Raw genomic sequence first — 16,839 nt, 5'->3', positions numbered from 1 at the left:
CGAAAGGATCACCATGACCACCGACACAACCACCTCGACCGACGCCACCGCCTCGGCGACCAGCCCGACCGGCTCCACCGCCTCGGCGCTCTCCCCCGACCTCGAGGCGATCGTCGCCGCTGCGGCAGCCGCCGCTCCGGCGTTCGCCGGGACCTCACCGGCCGGCCGGGCCGATGCCCTCTCCGCCGTCGCCGATGCCCTCGAAGCCGCGCGGGAGACCCTCGTGCCGATCGCGATGCGCGAGACCGGTCTGAGCGAAGCGCGCCTGAACGGGGAGCTCACCCGCACCGCCGTGCAGCTGCGGATGTTCGCCACGACCCTGCGCGAGGGCGCGTACGTCGACGCCCGGATCGACCCGGCCGATGACGCATTCGCCCTCGGTGTGCGCCCCGATGTGCGCCGCGTCCACATCCCCGTCGGACCCGTCCTCAACTTCGCCGCCTCGAACTTCCCGTTCGCGTTCTCCGTCGCCGGCGGCGATTCGGCCGCGGCGCTGGCCGCCGGCTGTCCGCTCATCGTCAAGGCCTACTCCGGGCACCCGGAGCTCTCCGACGCCACCGCCGCCGTCGTCGACCGTGCCGTGACGGACGCGGGCATGCCCGCCGGGGTCTTCGCGCTCATCCACGGTCAGGAGGCCGGCACCGCCGTGCTCGAGGACGAGCGGATCAAGGCGGGATCGTTCACCGGGTCGATCCGCGCCGGGCGTCTCCTCGCCGACATCGCGGCGGCCCGTTCCACTCCGATTCCGTTCTTCGGTGAGCTCGGCAGCGTCAATCCCGTCTTCGTCACCGAGGCGGCCCTGGCCGAGGCGGGACCCGACATCGCCGCCGGGTACGTCACGAGCGTGTCCGGCTCGGCCGGTCAGCTGTGCACGAAGCCCGGCTTCCTCTTCGCCCCGGCCGGCCACGGACTCGACGAGGCCATCGCGACCGCAGCTGATGCCGTCGAGGAGCACCGCCTCCTCAATCCCGGGATCGCCCGCGGTTTCGCCGAGCGGCGGGATACGATCCTCGCCGTCCCGGGCGTCCGGGTCATCGCCGAGGGCGGACTGCGCATCGATGACGACGGTCAGGGGTGGGCGCGTCCGACGCTCGTCGCGCTCTCCCTCGCGGACTTCCGCGCGCACCGTGAGGCGCTCCTCGACGAGGCGTTCGGGCCGCGATCGATCATCGTAGAGGTGCCTGCCGGGACGTCCTACGCCGATCTCGTGCCCGAGTTCTTCGCCGGCAACCTCACCGCGACCCTCCACCTCAGCACCGCGGAGACCGCGGGTGAGACTCAGGATCGGGACCGCCTCGGCGAGCTCGTCGATGCGGTGTCCCGGCAGGTCGGACGCGTCCTCTTCGGCGGGTGGCCGACGGGGGTGGCGGTGACGCCGGCGATGCAGCACGGTGGGCCGTGGCCGGCGACGACGAACGATGCGTCGACCTCGGTCGGGTCGGCGGCGATCCAGCGGTTCCTCCGCCCGGTCGCGTTCCAGAACGCTCCGGCGGCGTTCCTGCCCGCCGCCCTTCAGGACGCGAACCCGCTCGACCTCCCGCAGGCCGTGTCACCGGCGGGTGCGTCGACGACCTGGGGCTGAGCGGACAGACGCGACGGGCGCTTCCCGGAGTCGGAAAGCGCCCGCGGCGATAAGCCGGGTCACAGCTCGGTCGTCGAGCTGCCTCCCTCGGGCTGCTGCCGGGTGACCTTGGCCTTGATCATCTCGACGAGCGCGGAGACCTTCCCGCCGGTCGCGCCCCAGTGCTGCGCGGACTCGCCGTTGACGCGGATGAGCCCGAGGTTGGGGTCGTTGCGACCGCCTTCGAACCATGCCGCGGCATCGTCGTTCCACAGGTGGTCGATCTTCGCCTGACTGTCGACGAACTCGACGGTGCCGGCGACCGAGAGCCAGTTCCCGGACTCGGCGACGGCGAGGTTGACGTGCGGGTTGCCCTGCAGGGCGGTCGCCTGGTCGCCGTCGAGGCCGATGAAGAACCAGACGTCGGCATCATCGGTGACCTGCTGCGGGACCATCGGGTGGGAGAGCAGCGTGCCGTCGGCCAGGGCGGTCGTGAGCATCACCCATTTCGCGTCGGTGAGGATCTTCACGACGTCCTGCTGGTGGAGGTCGCTCTCCCGGTGCGTCTGGTGGCGGCGGGGTGCATTCGCCGAGGCGGCCGCCGCGTCGGCGTCGACCTCGGCGAATTCGACGGTGGCGGACTCGTCGATCGCGGTGTGCGAGCCGTCGGGATTGCGGTAGAGGGTGAAGCCCTCGGCGGTGGCGGTCTCCTGGGCGCGGGATTCGACGTCGACCTCGGTGTAGCCGGTCTTCGCACCCTGTTCGATGTCGGCGGTGCCGGCGAACTTCTCCGTCGCCCGGTCGAGTCCGTCGGCGGCGTCGCGGGCCTTCTCTTCTCCGGCGCCCTCGTTGTTCGTGTTGCGACTCATCATCGTGCCCCTTTTCGACTGACTGCTCTGAGGTGGTGCGGCCATTCTCACACGGACGCGCTTTGAAAACAGCCGCCTTGTCGCAATTGTGAGCGACTTCCAACGTGGGCACTCTGGTCGCGGACCCACGGGACGGTCGACCGCCTCGGCGCCGGTGGGGTCCCGGTGCGAGGCCACCGGCACGGTCCTACACTGGGAGGCATGAGCGAACCATCTGTCACCGTCACCGAGATTCCCGAAGGCGCTGCGATCATCGATGTGCGCGAGGACGACGAATGGGAAGCCGGGCACATCGACGGCGCGATCCATGTTCCCCTCGGGGAGCTGCCCGAACGGCTCGACGATCTGCCGCTCGATGACGACATGTACATCATCTGCCGCACCGGCGGACGGTCGCTGCGGGCCACGGCCTGGCTCAATCTCAACGGCTTCGACGCGTTCAACGTCGAGGGCGGGATGGGCTCGTGGAGCCTTGACCACGGCAAGCCGATCGTCTCGGAGACCGGGCAGGATCCCTGGGTGAAGTGACCGCCCTGTGACCGCCGCCAGTCACAAGGTTCCTGATCATCACCTGTGGGCTCCCGTCGAACATGGCCCGGCAACGTCCACGATGCAAGAACTCGGGTGTCCTGACTGTGACCGATCAGCGGTGTTTGGCAAGGTAGGGGTATGACTACTCGCGCCGGCCAGCTGGCCCAGGACAGGGACCTCATCGATGTCCCCGCACTGCTCGACTCGTACTACGACCTTGTCCCGGATCCCTCGGTGCCCGCCCAGGCCGTGAGCTTCGGAACCTCGGGACACCGGGGTTCGAGCTTCAACCGCGCGTTCAACGAAGCCCATATCGCCGCGATCACCGCGGCGATCGTCGACTACCGCAAGGATCACGGCGTGCGCGGGCCGATCTTCCTCGGCCGCGACACCCATGCGCTCAGCGAACCCGCGTTCCTCACCGTGCTCGAGGTCCTCGCCGCCGCCGGAGTCACCGCGCTCATCGACGAACGCGACGGCTACACGCCGACACCCGCGGTCTCCCACGCGATCCTCGGGTACAACGCCGGGAAGTCGCGCACCGACGCGCAGGCCGACGGCATCATCATCACCCCCAGCCACAATCCCCCGGCCGACGGCGGCATCAAGTACAACCCGCCCCACGGCGGACCCGCCGGCACCGAGGCGACGAAGTGGATCGCCGACCGCGCCAACGCCTACCTCGAGGCCGGGTGGGAGAAGATCCCGCGCACGAGCTTCCAGCGGGCCTTCCACCTGGAGAACACGGAGAACTTCGACTTCATCTCCAATTACGTCGGCGACCTCGAATCGGTCATCGACATGAACGCGATCCGCGACTCCGGGCTGCGGATCGGGGCCGACCCGCTCGGCGGGGCGAGCGTCGACTACTGGGCGGCGATCGCCGAGGACTTCGACCTCAACCTCACCGTCGTCCACCCCGAGCTCGACCCCACGTGGTCGTTCATGACGCTCGATTGGGACGAGAACATCCGCATGGACTGCTCCTCGCCGTATGCGATGGCCGGGCTCATCGCCTCCCGCAGCGACTACGACATCGCCACCGGCAACGACGCCGACGCCGATCGCCACGGCATCGTCACCCCCGACGCCGGCCTGATGAACCCCAACCACTACCTCGGCGCGGCCATCGATTACCTCATCGAGAACCGTCCCGACTGGCCGGCGACCGCCGCGATCGGCAAGACGCTCGTCACCTCGTCGATCGTCGACCGCGTCGTCGCCGCCCACGGACGCCGCCTCTTCGAGGTGCCCGTCGGCTTCAAATGGTTCGTCCCCGGCCTCCTCGACTCGAGCCTCGCCTTCGGTGGTGAGGAATCCGCGGGAGCATCCTTCCTTCGCCGAGGCGGCAAGGTGTGGTCGACGGACAAGGACGGCATCATCCTCGCCCTCCTCGCCTCGGAGATGACGGCGAAGACCGGGCAGACGCCCTCGCAGCGCTACGCGGGCCTGGCCGAGAAGTTCGGCACGAGCGCCTACGCCCGGCAGGACGCCCCGGCCACCCGGGAGCAGAAGGCGAAACTCGGTTCGCTCGACGCCTCCCAGGTCACCGCCGCCTCGATCGCGGGGGAACCGGTCACCTCGGTGCTCACCGCAGCACCGGGCAACGACGCACCGATCGGCGGACTCAAGGTGACCACGGACAACGCGTGGTTCGCCGTCCGGCCATCGGGCACCGAGGACGTCTACAAGATCTACGCCGAATCGCTCCAGGGCGAAGACCATCTGCGCACCATCCAGAACGAGGCACGGACCCTCGTCGACGGCGTGCTCGAGTAAGACCGGTCCGCTCGTTCGGCCGTCTCACCTCGCCGAGGTGGCGCGGCTGTTTTCGTCGGGCGGGCGGTTTCGTCGTGCGGGCGGTTTCGCGGGACGGGCGACTCCGTGGGGTTTTGGGTTGCAAGGGGTCTCGGAATACAATCGACGCCGTCTCTGTTGACGGAACAAGTCACACAGAGGAGGACATGATGCAGGCCAGGAATTCCCTTCGCTCGATCAAGAAGCAGCCGGGTTCGCAGGTCGTGCGGCGTCGCGGACGCACGTACGTCATCAACAAGCAGAACCCGCGGTTCAAGTCACGTCAGGGCTGAGACCCCGGCGACCGACGACTCGGTGCCGACTCCCGCACATGGGGGTCGGCACCTTTTTCGTGCGCGTGGTTTTCGACACTGCCTCGGCGCGACCGTCCGCTCAGTCCGCGTTCGCGTCGTAGTGCTCGCGGTTCGCAGCGATCTCCTCGGTGTGGGTCGAGGCCCACTCGGCGATCGCGAGGACAGCCGGCACGAGCGAGCGCCCGAGCGGAGTCGCCCTATATTCGACGCGCGGCGGGATCTCCGCGAACACCTCGCGTTCGACGAGACCGTCGCGCTCGAGCTGCCGCAGCGTCTGAGTGAGCATCCGCGCCGAGATCCCGTTCGTCATCGACTTGAGCTCGGTGAACCGCCGGGGCCCCTCCTGCAGCATGCCGATGAGCATCATCGACCACTTGTCGCCGACGCGCGCGAGGATCGACCGGAAGATCTCCGGATCCGCCGCCGGCCCCGAACACATCGACTGCATCCGCGGCTCCGCTGACCCGCTGCGCGATTCCATGTCCCTCTCCTCTCCTCGACCGGTCCCAGCCGGCCGACCGTCGGACCGACATCACCTGCGCATCACCTCTGATCAGGGCCAATGGTTACGTCCATGTGCCTCGGTGACGTTGCTGTGCGTGCCGCCCCGTCGGGAATAATTACCGTTGGTATCTAGGTTATCACTAGTAACTAAAGACAGAACGAAAGGGGCATCAATGCTCGCTCTCTCCATCATCACGTGGGTCCTCTCCGGACTCGTCGCCGTGCTCTTCCTCATGGCCGGCACGATGAAGGTCCTCAAACCGCACAACGCCGACAAGCCGATGCCCACCCTCTTCGACTACAGCGAGGGACAGGTCCGCCTCCTCGGCGTCGCCGAGATCGTCGGCGCCATCGGCCTCATTCTCCCGGCCCTGACCGGGATCCTCCCGTGGGTCACCGTGGTCGCCGGCCTCGGTCTCGCCGCGATCCAGTTCCTCGCGATCTTCGCGCACCGCCGTCACAACGAGAACTTCACCATGAACATCATCGTCATGGTCATGGCCCTCGTGGTCGTCGTGCTGCGCCTGGCTGGAGTCTGATGCGCATGACCAAGACCACCGACACCGCCGAGGCGGTCGCGCCGACAGCGGCGCCGCCGACCTCGGCGAACACCGGGGTGATCTGGCTGCTCCTCGGGGCCGCCTTCGTCACCCTCCTCAACGAGACGGTCATGGGTGTGGCGATCCCGCACCTCGTCACCGACCTCGGGGTCACACTCAACGTCGCCCAGTGGACGACGACCGCGTTCATGCTCACGATGGCCGTCGTCATCCCGACGACCGGTTACCTGCTCAAGCGCCTGACCACACGGCAGGTGTTCCTTCTGGCGATGAGCCTCTTCACCGCCGGCACCCTGCTCGGTGCGCTCGCACCCGAATTCTCCGTGCTCATCGTCGCCCGCGTCATTCAGGCCTCGGGCACGGCGATGATGATGCCGCTGCTCATGACGACGATCATGACGGTCGTGCCCGAACACGCCCGCGGTCGCTTCATGGGCCGGATCACCATCGTCATGGCCGTTGCCCCGGCTCTCGGTCCGACCCTGTCCGGGTTCATCCTCAACACGCTGACCTGGCACTTCCTCTTCTGGATCATCCTGCCGGTGGCGATCGCGATGATGATCGTCGGCGCCCTGCGCCTGCGCAACATCGGCGAGCAGAGCCATTCGCCGCTCGACTGGGTGTCCCTGCCGCTGTCGGCCCTCGGCTTCGGCGGACTCGTCTACGGCTTCAGCACGCTCGGCAGCGGCTCGCCCGAGACGATCCCGCAGGCGCTCACCGCACTGGCCGTCGGCGTCCTCGGCCTCGGCCTCTTCATCTGGCGCCAGCTCGTCCTCCAGCGCGGTGACCGTGCCCTGCTCGACCTCCGGGTGTTCCGGTCCCGGTCGTTCTCACTCGCCGTGGGGCTCGTCGTCGTCATGATGGCGGCGATGTTCGGCTCGATCATCCTCCTGCCGATCTACCTGCAGAACGTCCTCCAGCTCGACTCGGTGACGACGGGCATGATGCTCCTGCCCGGTGGTCTGGCGATGGGTCTGGCGGCCCCGTTCGTCGGGCGGCTCTTCGACCGGTTCGGACCGCGGCCGCTCGTCATCCCGGGTGCCCTCATCGCCAGCGCGGTGCTGTGGTCGCTCACCCAGCTCGACGAGACGAGTCCGGCCTGGTTCGTCCTCCTCGGACACATGGGGCTCTCGCTCGGCGTCGCGATGATGATGACCCCGCTGCTCACCTCGGCGCTGGGGTCGCTGAGCCCGCAGCTCTACTCGCACGGCTCCGCGACCGTCGGGGCGATCCAGCAGGTCGCCGGCGCGATCGGCACGGCGCTGTTCATCACGGTGCTCAGCCTTGGCACGGTCGCAGCCACTGGCAGCGGCGCCACCCCGGTGGTCGCCCAGGCCGACGGCGTCTCGACGGCGTTCTTCGCCGGCGCCGTGCTCTCCCTCGTCGCCGTCGTCGGCAGCTGGTTCGTCCGGAACCCGGCGCCGCGGCAGGCGCCGACAGCACCGGCCGCGGTGGAAGCATGACCGCGGTCCCGCCTCGGCGAGGCTGAGCGAACGCCGACACCACACAGCAGAACCCCGCCCCAGGAACACCTGGGACGGGGTTCTGCTGTCACTGCGCGTCGACGGCCCGGGTGAGACCGCCTCAAGGACACACGCGACAGTTGACCTGTGCCTTCACCAGGACGGGACCTGAAACAGTTCCCGTCCTCACGGTCGCCATTGAGTTCAGAACTCGCAGGTACTAGATTCATCGAACATCCCGATCGCTGACGACCGCTTCGATGACCACCTGAACTCGCCGAAGGGACGATGAGAACCATGGCCATGAATCTCAATGACTTCCTCGCCAACCACCCCGTGAACCGAGCGAATGTCGAGGAGCGCAAGGCGAGGATGCTCGCCGAGGTCCGCGCCTACCGCTTACGGGAACTTCGCGAAATGGCGGGTTTCACTCAGCAGCAGCTGGCGGACCGCATCGGCGTCTCCCAACGGCAGGTGTCGAAGATCGAAAACGGCCATCTCGACAACGCCAAGATCGGCACCATCCGGAAGTACCTCGATGCGGTCGGCGGGGAGCTCACGCTCGAATTCGTCACCGGCGACGCGCGAATCCAGGTCGCCTAGCTGTTGCCGGCCTGAAGGCTGTCGACGCGCCAGGGATGTTCAAGCTCTCAGACCATCGAGGATGAGATCGAGCCCGTCTGCGAACCAGTCGCGATCACGTGACGGTGACTCGTCAGCGATGAGCCCGTGCAGGTGCGGGAAGTTTGAGAGATCGGTTCCGGCGAGGCGCTCCCGCCACGCGTGACCTGGGTCGTCAGTCGCGGCGGTCGATTCGCCAAGTGCGACACGCGCACTTCCTTGTACGTAGTGGTTGATTGTCATGATCGCGCTGGCGGCTTTCGCCGGCGGGAACCCAGCGCCTTCAAGCACCTCGAGCGCCCACTCCATCGCCGCGAGCGAAGCGGTGCCGTAAGGAGGTGTGACCGTCGCCGTGGCGGGCATCATCCACGGGTGCATCTGGAAGGCTGCCCGATCTTGGGACGCCAGAGCGTGCATGCACTCGCGCCAGTGTCGCCCCTCGCGATTCGGGTACGAGAATTCGGCGGTGACGCGTTCGACCATCGCCGTAACCAGGTCGTCTTTGCTGGCGACATGGCGATACAGGGACATCGTTCCCGCCCCCAGGCGTTTTGCAACGCCGTTCATCGTGACCGCATCCAGCCCGGCCTCGTCGGCCAGTTCGATTGCAGCCTCAACGATTCGCCCCCGCGACAGCGGCCCGGCAGGCCCGATCCGTGGACTCATACACCACCTCCGCCCTCACTCTACCGCGACGCGTATGTCATACGCTATCGTTGCGTATTCAATACGCAACGTGAGGAGATGGTCATGGAACTCTCGAAGACGCCGCCAGCAGACTCGAAGTGGCGATGGGTCGGGTTGGGGGTGCTGACACTGCCTGTGGTCGTGACGTCGATGGACATCACGATCCTGCACATCGCGATCCCGACGATCACGCAGGAACTCGCGCCGACGGCCAGTCAGACCCTGTGGATCTTGGACGCGTACGGCTTCCTGCTCGCCGGACTCCTGATCGTGATGGGCAACATCGGCGACCGCATAGGCAGGCGCCGGCTCCTCCTGATCGGTGCGGTCATCTTCGGCGGCGCTTCCGCGTTGGCCGCGTTCTCGCCGACCGCGGAGATGCTGATCGCCGGGCGAGCGCTCATGGGCATCGGCGGGGCGACATTGATGCCGTCGACGTTGTCACTGATCCGCAACATGTTCACGGACACCGCCGAGCGCACCAGGGCGATCGGCATCTGGACGGCGAGCCTGTCGGCGGGAATCGCGCTCGGCCCGATCGTGGGCGGACTGCTCCTGGAAGCGTTCTGGTGGGGGGCAGTGTTCCTCATCAACGTGCCGATCATCCTCGCCCTGCTCGTCACCGCGCCGCTTGTGGTGCCGGAGTACCGCAGCCACGCCAGAAGCCGACTCGACCTGGTCAGTGTCGCCCTGGCATTCACGTCGATCCTGCCGATCGTCTGGGCGATCAAGACTGCGGCCGAGGAACTCGCCGTCACTCTCCCGGTCTGGATCGCACTGGGTGCCGGAACCGCCGCGACGATCGTGTTCGTCGTGCGACAACGACGGCTCGCAGATCCGCTGGTCGATATCGACCTGTTCGCGAATCCCCGCTTCACCGGCGCGATCATCGGAGCAGGTCTGGCGATGTTCGCCCTCGTCGGCGTCATGCTCTACAAGGCGCAATACCTCCAACTCGTCGCAGGCCTGTCGCCGCTCATCGCCGGACTGGCGATCCTGCCCGTCATGGTCGCCGTCGGCACGATGGCCGTGCTCTCATCGGTACTCGTGCAGCGATTCGGTTACGCGATGGTATTCGGCGTCGGTGGAGCCATCGCGGCAGCCGGCATGCTCACGTTCAGCCGAATTCCCGCTGACGGTGGACTGCCGCTCGCGATCACCGCCTCCGCATTCATCGGAGCCGGAATCGCGCCGATGATGACTCTCGCCACGGATGTCGTCGTCGGATCAGCACCACCCGATCGTTCCGGTGCGGCATCCGCACTGTCGGAGACTGCGAGCGAATTCGGAGCCGCGCTCGGCATCGCGGTCCTCGGCTCCATCGGCACCGCGCTCTATCGTTCGCGTGTCCTCGACGGCATCCCCAGTGACGTCCCCGCGGAAGCCACCGACGCCATCGGGTCCAGCCTCGGAGCGGCCATCGGCGTCGCCGAACAGCTCCCCTCCGCCGACGCTGAGCATCTCACCGATCTCGCACGGCAGGCCTTCGTCGATGGCCTCGGACTCGCCACCATCGTCGGCGGTGGGCTCCTCGTGTTGGTCACGATCGTCTGCCCGATCCTCATCCAGCGCGGACGTCAGACCGGGCAGCACCAGTGACCACCCTTCCCCAGCTCCTTCGAGCAGGCACCGGCTGCACACGACACTACTGGGCAGCACCGGCGTCGACGGAGGCATGACCGCGGCCCCGCCTCGGCGAGGTTGAGCGGCCGCCCGCGGCACACAGCAGAACCCCGCCCCAGGACCTAGCTGGGACGGGGTTCCGCTGTCACTGCGCATCGACGGCCCGGGCGGGACCGCCTCGGCGAGGGATCAGAGATGCGCTTCGGGAGCGTTCTTCACATAGTCAGCCAGGGTGTCGTTCTTGAACGCGTCCTGGACCTTCTTCAGCTCGTCCTCGTCGACGTTGATGATCGACTGGCCGTCGGACGACCGGCCGACACCGGCGGTCGGGGACGTGAAGAACTCGATGTCGCTCGGGCGGACGTCACGCATCGCGAACGCCGTCGAGGAGATGTACTGGGCATTGAGTCCCGAATCGACGTACATGTACGGCGCGAACTCGGTGATCATGTTCTGGATCTTCTGCGGGTTCGACAGGGTGTCGGCGGAGATGAGCTCGCTGATCAGGCCCTTGATGAACGCCTGCTGGTTCCGCGCACGCTGGAAGTCGCCGTCCTTGAACGACTTGCGCTCCCGGACGAAGGTGAGCGCCTCATCGCCGTTGAGCGTGTTCTCGCCCTTTGTAAACGTATAGCCGTTCTGCGTGAACGCCTGCTCGGAGTTCACCGTCACCCCACCGAGGCTGTCCGTGAGCCCCTTGAAGCCCTCGAAGTCGATGATCGCGACGTGGTCGATCGGAGTGCCGATGAAATCGGAGACCGTCGAGACCGCGAGCGGCAGCCCGCCGTAGGACAGAGCGGCGTTGATCTTCGCCTTGCCGTGGCCCTTGATGTCGACCCAGCTGTCACGCGGGATCGACATGATCTGGACGTTCGAGCCGTTCTCCGGCAGGTGCATGACCATGATCGAGTCCGACCGCAGGCCCTGCGAGGAGTTGACGTCGACGTCCTTCATCGGCTCGTCGGAGCCGAGCAGCAGGATGTTCGTCCCGCCCTCCTGCTTGTCCCCATCGGGCCGCTGCGTGCCGAAGACCTGCTCGTCGGTGAGCTGGTTGGCGTTGTCGTTGAACGACCGCCCGACGTTCCACAGGTAGACGCCGACACCGAGGACGCCGAGGACGACAACGACGAGAACGCCGACGAGCACCTTGCGCCACACGCGCTTCTTCTTGCGTCGGGGACGTTGGGGTTCGTCGTTCTGCTGGTCGAAGATGTCGTCGAACGAGCTGTTGGTCATCGGCACTCCGGGTGGGGTCGGGGCGGCGCTAGCCGGCAGGAGAGGTGGGCAATCTCGCCTATTGTATAGGCCTGTAGTGACCCGTTGATGACCTCGTCGGCCCCTCCCACTCCTGGTGGGACAGGGCGCCCTGCCGACCCGAGCACAACGGCGAATGCCGTGACGAGCACTGTGACGAGCGCCGGGAGGTGGCGCGGTCGGGCATCGTGAGGTCATTCAGGCGATCGTCGTGAGATCGCGCTCATTCGACGGATTCCGCAGTTGCAACGGCTGAGACCGCAGATAGACTTCTCTGATGTTCAAAAACTATCGGGAAATCCTCGCGCTTCCCGGTGCCCTCAGATTCTCGATGGCAGGTCTGGTTGCGCGAATGCCGATCGCCGTGCTCGGCCTCGGAATCGTCCTCTTCATCCAGGGTGTGACGGGATCGTACGGACTGGCCGGCATCGTCGCCGCCGTCTACATGATCGTCCAAGCCCTGACCGGGCCGGTCATCGCGCGCCTCGTCGACCGTCGCGGGCAGGCGACGGTCATGGTGCCCATCGTCGTCACCCACCTCATCGCTTTAAGCCTCCTCATCGTCTCCGTCTACCTCGACTGGTGGGTCGGACTGACGTTCGTCTTCGCGGGAATCGGCGGCGCCACCGTCGGCTCGGTCGGCTCCCTCGTCCGCTCGCGCTGGTCCCATCTCGTCACCTCGCCGAGGCAGCTGCAGACCGCGTTCTCGTGGGAATCCGTCGCCGACGAACTCCTCTTCGTCTCCGGCCCCGTCATCGCCACGATCCTCGCCACCGCCGTGTGGCCGCCGGCCGGCATCATCCTCTCGATGATCACCGCCGGCATCGGCTCGGTCCTCCTCTACATCCAGAAGTCGACCGAACCCCCGCCCATCGAGCGCTCCACCGAGGCCAAGGGCCACGTGTTCTCCAACCCGGGGATCTTCACGATCATCATCGTCAACGTCTTCCTCGGCGTGAACTTCGGCGCGATCGACGTCATCGCCGTCGCGTTCTCCGACGAGCAGGGCGTCAAGGAGCTCGCGGGCTTCCTGCTCAGCGCCTTCGCCCTAGGCTCGCTGATCTCCGGCGCCGTCTACGGGGCGATGAGCTGGAAGTCACAGACCCACCACCGCTTCGGCGTCACCGTGTCCCTGCTCGCGATCGGCACGTGCACGATGCTGCTGGCCCGGGACATGTTCACCTTCGGACTCATCCTCTTCATCGTCGGGTTCACGATCGCCCCGAGCCTCGTCGGCGCGAACTCCGTCATCCAGCAGCTCGCCCCACCGAGACGGCTCACCGAGGCGTTCGCCTGGCTGGGCACCTCGCTCGGCTTCGGCGTCGCGTTCGGCTCGGCGATCGCCGGCAACCTCGTCGACCACTACGGCGCGCACGTCGCGATGCTCCTGCCCGCCGGCTGCGCGGTGCTCGGCGCGATCCTCGCGCTCTCGCTGCTCAAACTCCTCAACCCCTCACGGTCGAGCCACGAGGTGCGCATCGAGAAGGACCGCCGCCGCGCCCGCATCGCGGAGTAGGCGGGCCGGCGCACCGCGGAGCATCCTGCCTACCCGACGAGGGTGCGGGTGATGCCGATCGCCACGGTCCGCACCGCGGCGTTGAGCTGGGCGACGTTGGCCCGCGAACTCGGCAGCGTCACGGCCACTGCGGCCACGGGCTGGCGGCTGCGGTCGAGGACGGGAGCGGCGAGCGAGAACGTCCCCGTCTCGTGCTCGCCCTGGGAGAGTGCGAACCCCGACTCGCGGATCCGCGCGAACTCGAGGCGCATCTTCTCGGGATCGACGATCGTCGTCGGCGTCAGGCGCTCAAGCGGCACCGAGAGCATCTCCTCCTGCACCTCCTCGTCGGAGAACGCGACGATCGCCTTGCCGACACCCGTCGTGTGCCAGTTGAGACGCCTGCCCACCCGCGTCGTCAGGGAGATGCTCGTCGGGCCGCTGAGCTTGACGACGTAGATCGTCTCGTGCCCGTCGCGGATCGCGAAGTGGACGTTCTCCCGCGTCGCCTCGTAGAGGTCCTGGAGATAGGGCATCGCCCCCTCCTGCAGACGCGTGATGTCGGGGGCCGCGCACCCGAGCTCCCACATCTTCATCCCCAGCGAATACGCCCCGCCCTGACCGCGGCGCAGCAGCCCCGCCTCGGCGAGCTCCTTGACCAGACGGTGCGCCGTCGGCATCGTCAGCCCCGATCGCTCGGCGATCTGCGTGAGCGTCGCCGTGCGATGGAAGCCGTCGAAGCACTCGAGGATGCCGATGATCCGAGACGCCACTGTCTCGCCGGGTCCGGCTGAGTTTCTCATCCCCACAGTGGTCCACTGAATGGAAGAAATCGCCACAGTTCGTCACGAATGAATCACCGATCATCGCCGAGATGTCAGCCGCTCGACATTCACCACACCCGCAGTAAAAACATCATCATCGCAGGTCGCATCGCTGATCGACCGATCAGAACATGAAAAGTCTTGTGAAAAGCTTCACTATCTCGACGATTTCAACTTCCATTCACCGGAACACTGCTCTTCCGTCGGGCTGTGACGCAGACCATGCTGGTGTGGTCGCCCGGACGGGCCAATGCACGAAGTCGGACCGGTGTCCGGACCCCGACTCACTCCGCACCACAGCACGAGGAGCACGCTCATGACGAACCGCCCGAACATCATCCTCATCACCGCAGACAACCAGCCGGCGACACTGCTCGGCTGCTACGGCAACGAGGACGTCTACACCCCGCACACCGACAAGCTCGCCGAAGGCGGCGTGCGGTACGCCAACGCGTTCTCGACGAACGGCATGTGCTCCCCCGGGCGGGCCTCGATCTTCACCGGCCTCATGCCCTCGGCCCACGGCATCCACAACTGGCTCGACGACCGCTACCTCAAGGTCTGGCCGGAGGACTGGTGCGCGGTCCGCGAGTTCCGCACGCTCGCCTCGGCGCTGTCGGCCAACGACTACCAGACCGCGCTGGTGGGCAAGTACCACCTCGGCAACCCGCGCACCCCGATGCCCGGCTTCGACCGCTGGCTGGCCTTCGGCGTCGGCCACACGACGAGCTTCTACGAGAACATGGTCGTCGACGACGGGGTCGAGAAGGAGGTCAACGACCGTCACATCGTCGACTTCTTCACGGAGAAGGCCGTCGACTACCTCGCCGAGGTCGACGCCTCCACCCCGTTCTTCCTCAACGTCAACTACGACGCCCCCTACCTGCTCCCGCCGGCCAACTACGGACCGGACCCGCGCAACCCCTACTACGCGCGCTTCGAGGGCAAGGACTTCCCGAGCTTCCCCCGCACTGCGATCAGCGATGAGCTCCTCGCCCGCGTCGACGGCCCCGACGATCCGGACAACTTCTACCTCCACCACCTCTACGGCTACCTGCGGATGCACAACGACCCGGCGACGATGGCGAACATCTGCGCCCAGATCTCGCTCGTCGACGAGGGCATCGGCCGCCTCATGGAGGCCCTCGAGGCCCGCGGTCTCACCGAGGACACCCTCGTCATCGTCACCGCCGACCAGTCGAACCTCTACGGCCAGCACGGCCTGTGGGGTCACACGATGGACACGAATCCCTCGCACCTCTACGACGCCGGCCTCCACATCCCGCTCATCTTCTCCCAGCCGGGCTCGCTCAAGGCCGGCACCGTCCACGAGGAGCTGACCAGCCAGTACGACTTCGCGCAGACGATCCTCGACTACGTCGGCCTCGGCGACCTCGAGTTCGCCAACAGCCCCGGCCACAGCTTCGCCGAGGCGCTGCGCACCGGAGTCTCCGACCCCGGGCGGGGCGCGGTGTTCTTCGAGCAGGAGGAGTCCCGCGGCATCCGCACACCCGAGTACTCCTACTGGAAGCGCCTGCCCGGCACCGGCGACGCCGAGCTCTTCGATCTCACCCGCGACCCCGAGCAGAACACCGACGTCTCGACGGACCCCGCCTACGCCGAGGTGATCGCCTCACTCGATGAGCAGCTCGACACCTTCTTCGCCGAGTTCTCCGATCCGCGCTACGACCTGTGGACCGGGGGACGCCCGAAGGGATCGGTGCGCCGCACCGACCTCTACCAGGAGCTCTACGGACCCGATTGGGCTCCTGTCACCGATGAAACGGAGACCTTCGAAGAACTCTCGCCCACCCACTGACGCCGACGCCCCACCGGCGGGGCACCGCACCATCGACCATCCGGCCCCGACCTGGGGCGGGGAGAGACCTCACCGCCCCAGGGCCTGACGATAGGACGACATCGTGCAACGACGCACCGCACCACCTCTTGACTTCTCACCGCCGCGCACCGACCGCGCCTTCCGGCTCGGGATCAACGGCTGGTTCGCGCTCACGGCCATCTTCATCTTCATGGTCATCAACTTCGCCGACAAGGCGCTGCTCGGCATCGCCGCCGAACCGATGAGCCAGGAGCTCGGCCTCAGCCCCACCCAGTACGGCATCATCTCGAGCAGCTTCTTCATCCTCTACAGCATCTCCTCCTTCGTCGTCGGATTCCTCACCATCCGATTCCCCGCGAAGAGAATCCTCGCAGTGCTCGCGATCATCTGGTCCATCGCCCAGGCGATCATCGTCTCCCCTCTCGCCGGCTATTCGGCGCTCATCCTCACTCGCGTGCTCCTCGGTGCCGGCGAAGGCCCCGCGTACGGCACCGCGAACCACGCCGCGATGCAGTGGTTCCCCAAGCATCGTCGCGGCATGGCCGCAGCGATCGTCGGCGTCGGAGTCCCCGCCGGCACGATGGTCGCAGCCCCCGTCGTCGGGGCCCTCGTCGCCGGCATCGGCTGGCGCGAGACCTTCGGCATCCTCGGCGCCGCCAGCCTCGTCTGGGCCGTCCTGTGGATGCTGTTCGGACGCGAAGGACCGTACCGGTTCGACAAGGCCCAGGCGACCACGCCCGCCCAGGCCACCGCGCCCGCCGAGGCGACCGATCCCGGCACCGAGGCGGTGCGTCCCGATCTCGTCGCCGGTCCCGCCCCGGTGCACGCGGAGTCCACCCCCGACTCCGCGATGTCCAAGGCCGAGATGGAATCGGTCGCCGAGGCCGAGTCGGCGG

Annotated in this window: 16 protein-coding genes; 11 read left to right on the top strand and 5 right to left on the bottom strand. The window is 67.1% G+C overall.

What is annotated here, in order from left to right:
* Positions 1-13: 13 nt before the first annotated feature.
* Entirely contained in the window at positions 14-1,582 is a 1,569-nt protein-coding gene (locus ABD154_RS07735) for an aldehyde dehydrogenase (NADP(+)) (protein WP_344250963.1), read from the top strand.
* Positions 1,583-1,641: 59 nt separating this feature from the next.
* Here the strand turns inward: ABD154_RS07735 and ABD154_RS07730 are convergent, their stop codons facing one another.
* Complete coding sequence (locus ABD154_RS07730) at positions 1,642-2,433, bottom strand: pyridoxamine 5'-phosphate oxidase family protein (protein WP_344250961.1); 792 nt, start codon at positions 2,431-2,433, stop codon at positions 1,642-1,644.
* Positions 2,434-2,631: 198 nt separating this feature from the next.
* Between ABD154_RS07730 and ABD154_RS07725 the strand changes: the two genes are divergently transcribed.
* The 3 genes from ABD154_RS07725 to ykgO all read left to right on the top strand — a co-directional run bounded on the left by ABD154_RS07725 (position 2,632) and on the right by ykgO (position 5,051).
* Positions 2,632-2,958 carry a rhodanese-like domain-containing protein gene (locus tag ABD154_RS07725; protein WP_137826689.1) on the top strand — a complete coding sequence of 109 codons (327 nt, stop codon included), beginning with the start codon at positions 2,632-2,634 and terminating at the stop codon, positions 2,956-2,958.
* A 141-nt stretch (positions 2,959-3,099) separates the two neighbouring features.
* Positions 3,100-4,740 carry a phosphoglucomutase (alpha-D-glucose-1,6-bisphosphate-dependent) gene (gene pgm, locus ABD154_RS07720; RefSeq protein ID WP_344250959.1) on the top strand — a complete coding sequence of 547 codons (1,641 nt, stop codon included), beginning with the start codon at positions 3,100-3,102 and terminating at the stop codon, positions 4,738-4,740.
* 188 nt (positions 4,741-4,928) lie between these two features.
* Positions 4,929-5,051: a type B 50S ribosomal protein L36 gene (gene ykgO, locus ABD154_RS07715; protein ID WP_131248590.1), complete on the top strand. Its 123-nt coding sequence runs from the start codon at positions 4,929-4,931 to the stop codon at positions 5,049-5,051.
* Positions 5,052-5,151: 100 nt separating this feature from the next.
* Here ykgO and ABD154_RS07710 read toward each other — a convergent pair whose 3' ends face one another.
* Positions 5,152-5,553 (bottom strand): winged helix-turn-helix transcriptional regulator, encoded by a 402-nt coding sequence (locus tag ABD154_RS07710; protein WP_344250957.1) that lies wholly within the window; start codon positions 5,551-5,553, stop codon positions 5,152-5,154.
* A gap of 196 nt (positions 5,554-5,749) precedes the next feature.
* On the opposite strand from ABD154_RS07710, the gene ABD154_RS07705 reads away from it, so the two are divergent.
* From ABD154_RS07705 to ABD154_RS07695, 3 genes are all read left to right on the top strand, one after another.
* The gene (locus ABD154_RS07705) at positions 5,750-6,115 is read left to right on the top strand and encodes a DoxX family protein (RefSeq protein WP_344250955.1); all 366 of its coding nucleotides are present in this window, start codon (positions 5,750-5,752) and stop codon (positions 6,113-6,115) included.
* A complete protein-coding gene (locus ABD154_RS07700; protein ID WP_425546722.1) occupies positions 6,115-7,599 on the top strand; it encodes an MDR family MFS transporter in 1,485 nt (494 codons plus the stop codon). Before ABD154_RS07705 ends, ABD154_RS07700 begins: the two co-directional genes overlap by 1 nt.
* A 297-nt stretch (positions 7,600-7,896) precedes the next feature.
* Positions 7,897-8,202, top strand: coding sequence for a helix-turn-helix domain-containing protein (locus tag ABD154_RS07695; protein ID WP_344250951.1), 306 nt, complete (start codon positions 7,897-7,899; stop codon positions 8,200-8,202).
* A gap of 39 nt (positions 8,203-8,241) precedes the next feature.
* Here ABD154_RS07695 and ABD154_RS07690 read toward each other — a convergent pair whose 3' ends face one another.
* Positions 8,242-8,787, bottom strand: a complete 546-nt coding sequence (locus ABD154_RS07690) for a TetR/AcrR family transcriptional regulator C-terminal domain-containing protein (protein WP_344250949.1) — start codon at positions 8,785-8,787, stop codon at positions 8,242-8,244.
* On the opposite strand from ABD154_RS07690, the gene ABD154_RS07685 reads away from it, so the two are divergent.
* Positions 8,734-10,506 (top strand): MFS transporter, encoded by a 1,773-nt coding sequence (locus ABD154_RS07685; protein ID WP_344251046.1) that lies wholly within the window; start codon positions 8,734-8,736, stop codon positions 10,504-10,506. The two genes, ABD154_RS07690 and ABD154_RS07685, sit on opposite strands and share 54 nt — an antisense overlap.
* A 213-nt stretch (positions 10,507-10,719) precedes the next feature.
* Here the strand turns inward: ABD154_RS07685 and ABD154_RS07680 are convergent, their stop codons facing one another.
* Positions 10,720-11,766: an LCP family protein gene (locus ABD154_RS07680; RefSeq protein WP_344250947.1), complete on the bottom strand. Its 1,047-nt coding sequence runs from the start codon at positions 11,764-11,766 to the stop codon at positions 10,720-10,722.
* Positions 11,767-12,061: 295 nt separating this feature from the next.
* Between ABD154_RS07680 and ABD154_RS07675 the strand changes: the two genes are divergently transcribed.
* Positions 12,062-13,300: an MFS transporter gene (locus ABD154_RS07675; RefSeq protein ID WP_344250945.1), complete on the top strand. Its 1,239-nt coding sequence runs from the start codon at positions 12,062-12,064 to the stop codon at positions 13,298-13,300.
* 29 nt (positions 13,301-13,329) lie between these two features.
* Here the strand turns inward: ABD154_RS07675 and ABD154_RS07670 are convergent, their stop codons facing one another.
* The gene (locus tag ABD154_RS07670; RefSeq protein WP_344250943.1) at positions 13,330-14,082 is read right to left on the bottom strand and encodes an IclR family transcriptional regulator; all 753 of its coding nucleotides are present in this window, start codon (positions 14,080-14,082) and stop codon (positions 13,330-13,332) included.
* Positions 14,083-14,419: 337 nt separating this feature from the next.
* Here ABD154_RS07670 and ABD154_RS07665 point away from each other — a divergent pair, with 337 nt between their 5' ends.
* Positions 14,420-15,922 carry a sulfatase-like hydrolase/transferase gene (locus ABD154_RS07665; protein ID WP_344250941.1) on the top strand — a complete coding sequence of 501 codons (1,503 nt, stop codon included), beginning with the start codon at positions 14,420-14,422 and terminating at the stop codon, positions 15,920-15,922.
* 103 nt (positions 15,923-16,025) lie between these two features.
* Positions 16,026-16,839, top strand: an 814-nt coding sequence (locus ABD154_RS07660) for an MFS transporter (RefSeq protein ID WP_344250939.1), incomplete at its 3' end; no start/stop codon positions are given.

This window comes from Brevibacterium sanguinis (assembly GCF_039528855.1).
Lineage (GTDB): Bacteria > Actinomycetota > Actinomycetes > Actinomycetales > Brevibacteriaceae > Brevibacterium > Brevibacterium sanguinis.
This window is presented reverse-complemented; position numbering and strand designations above follow the sequence as displayed.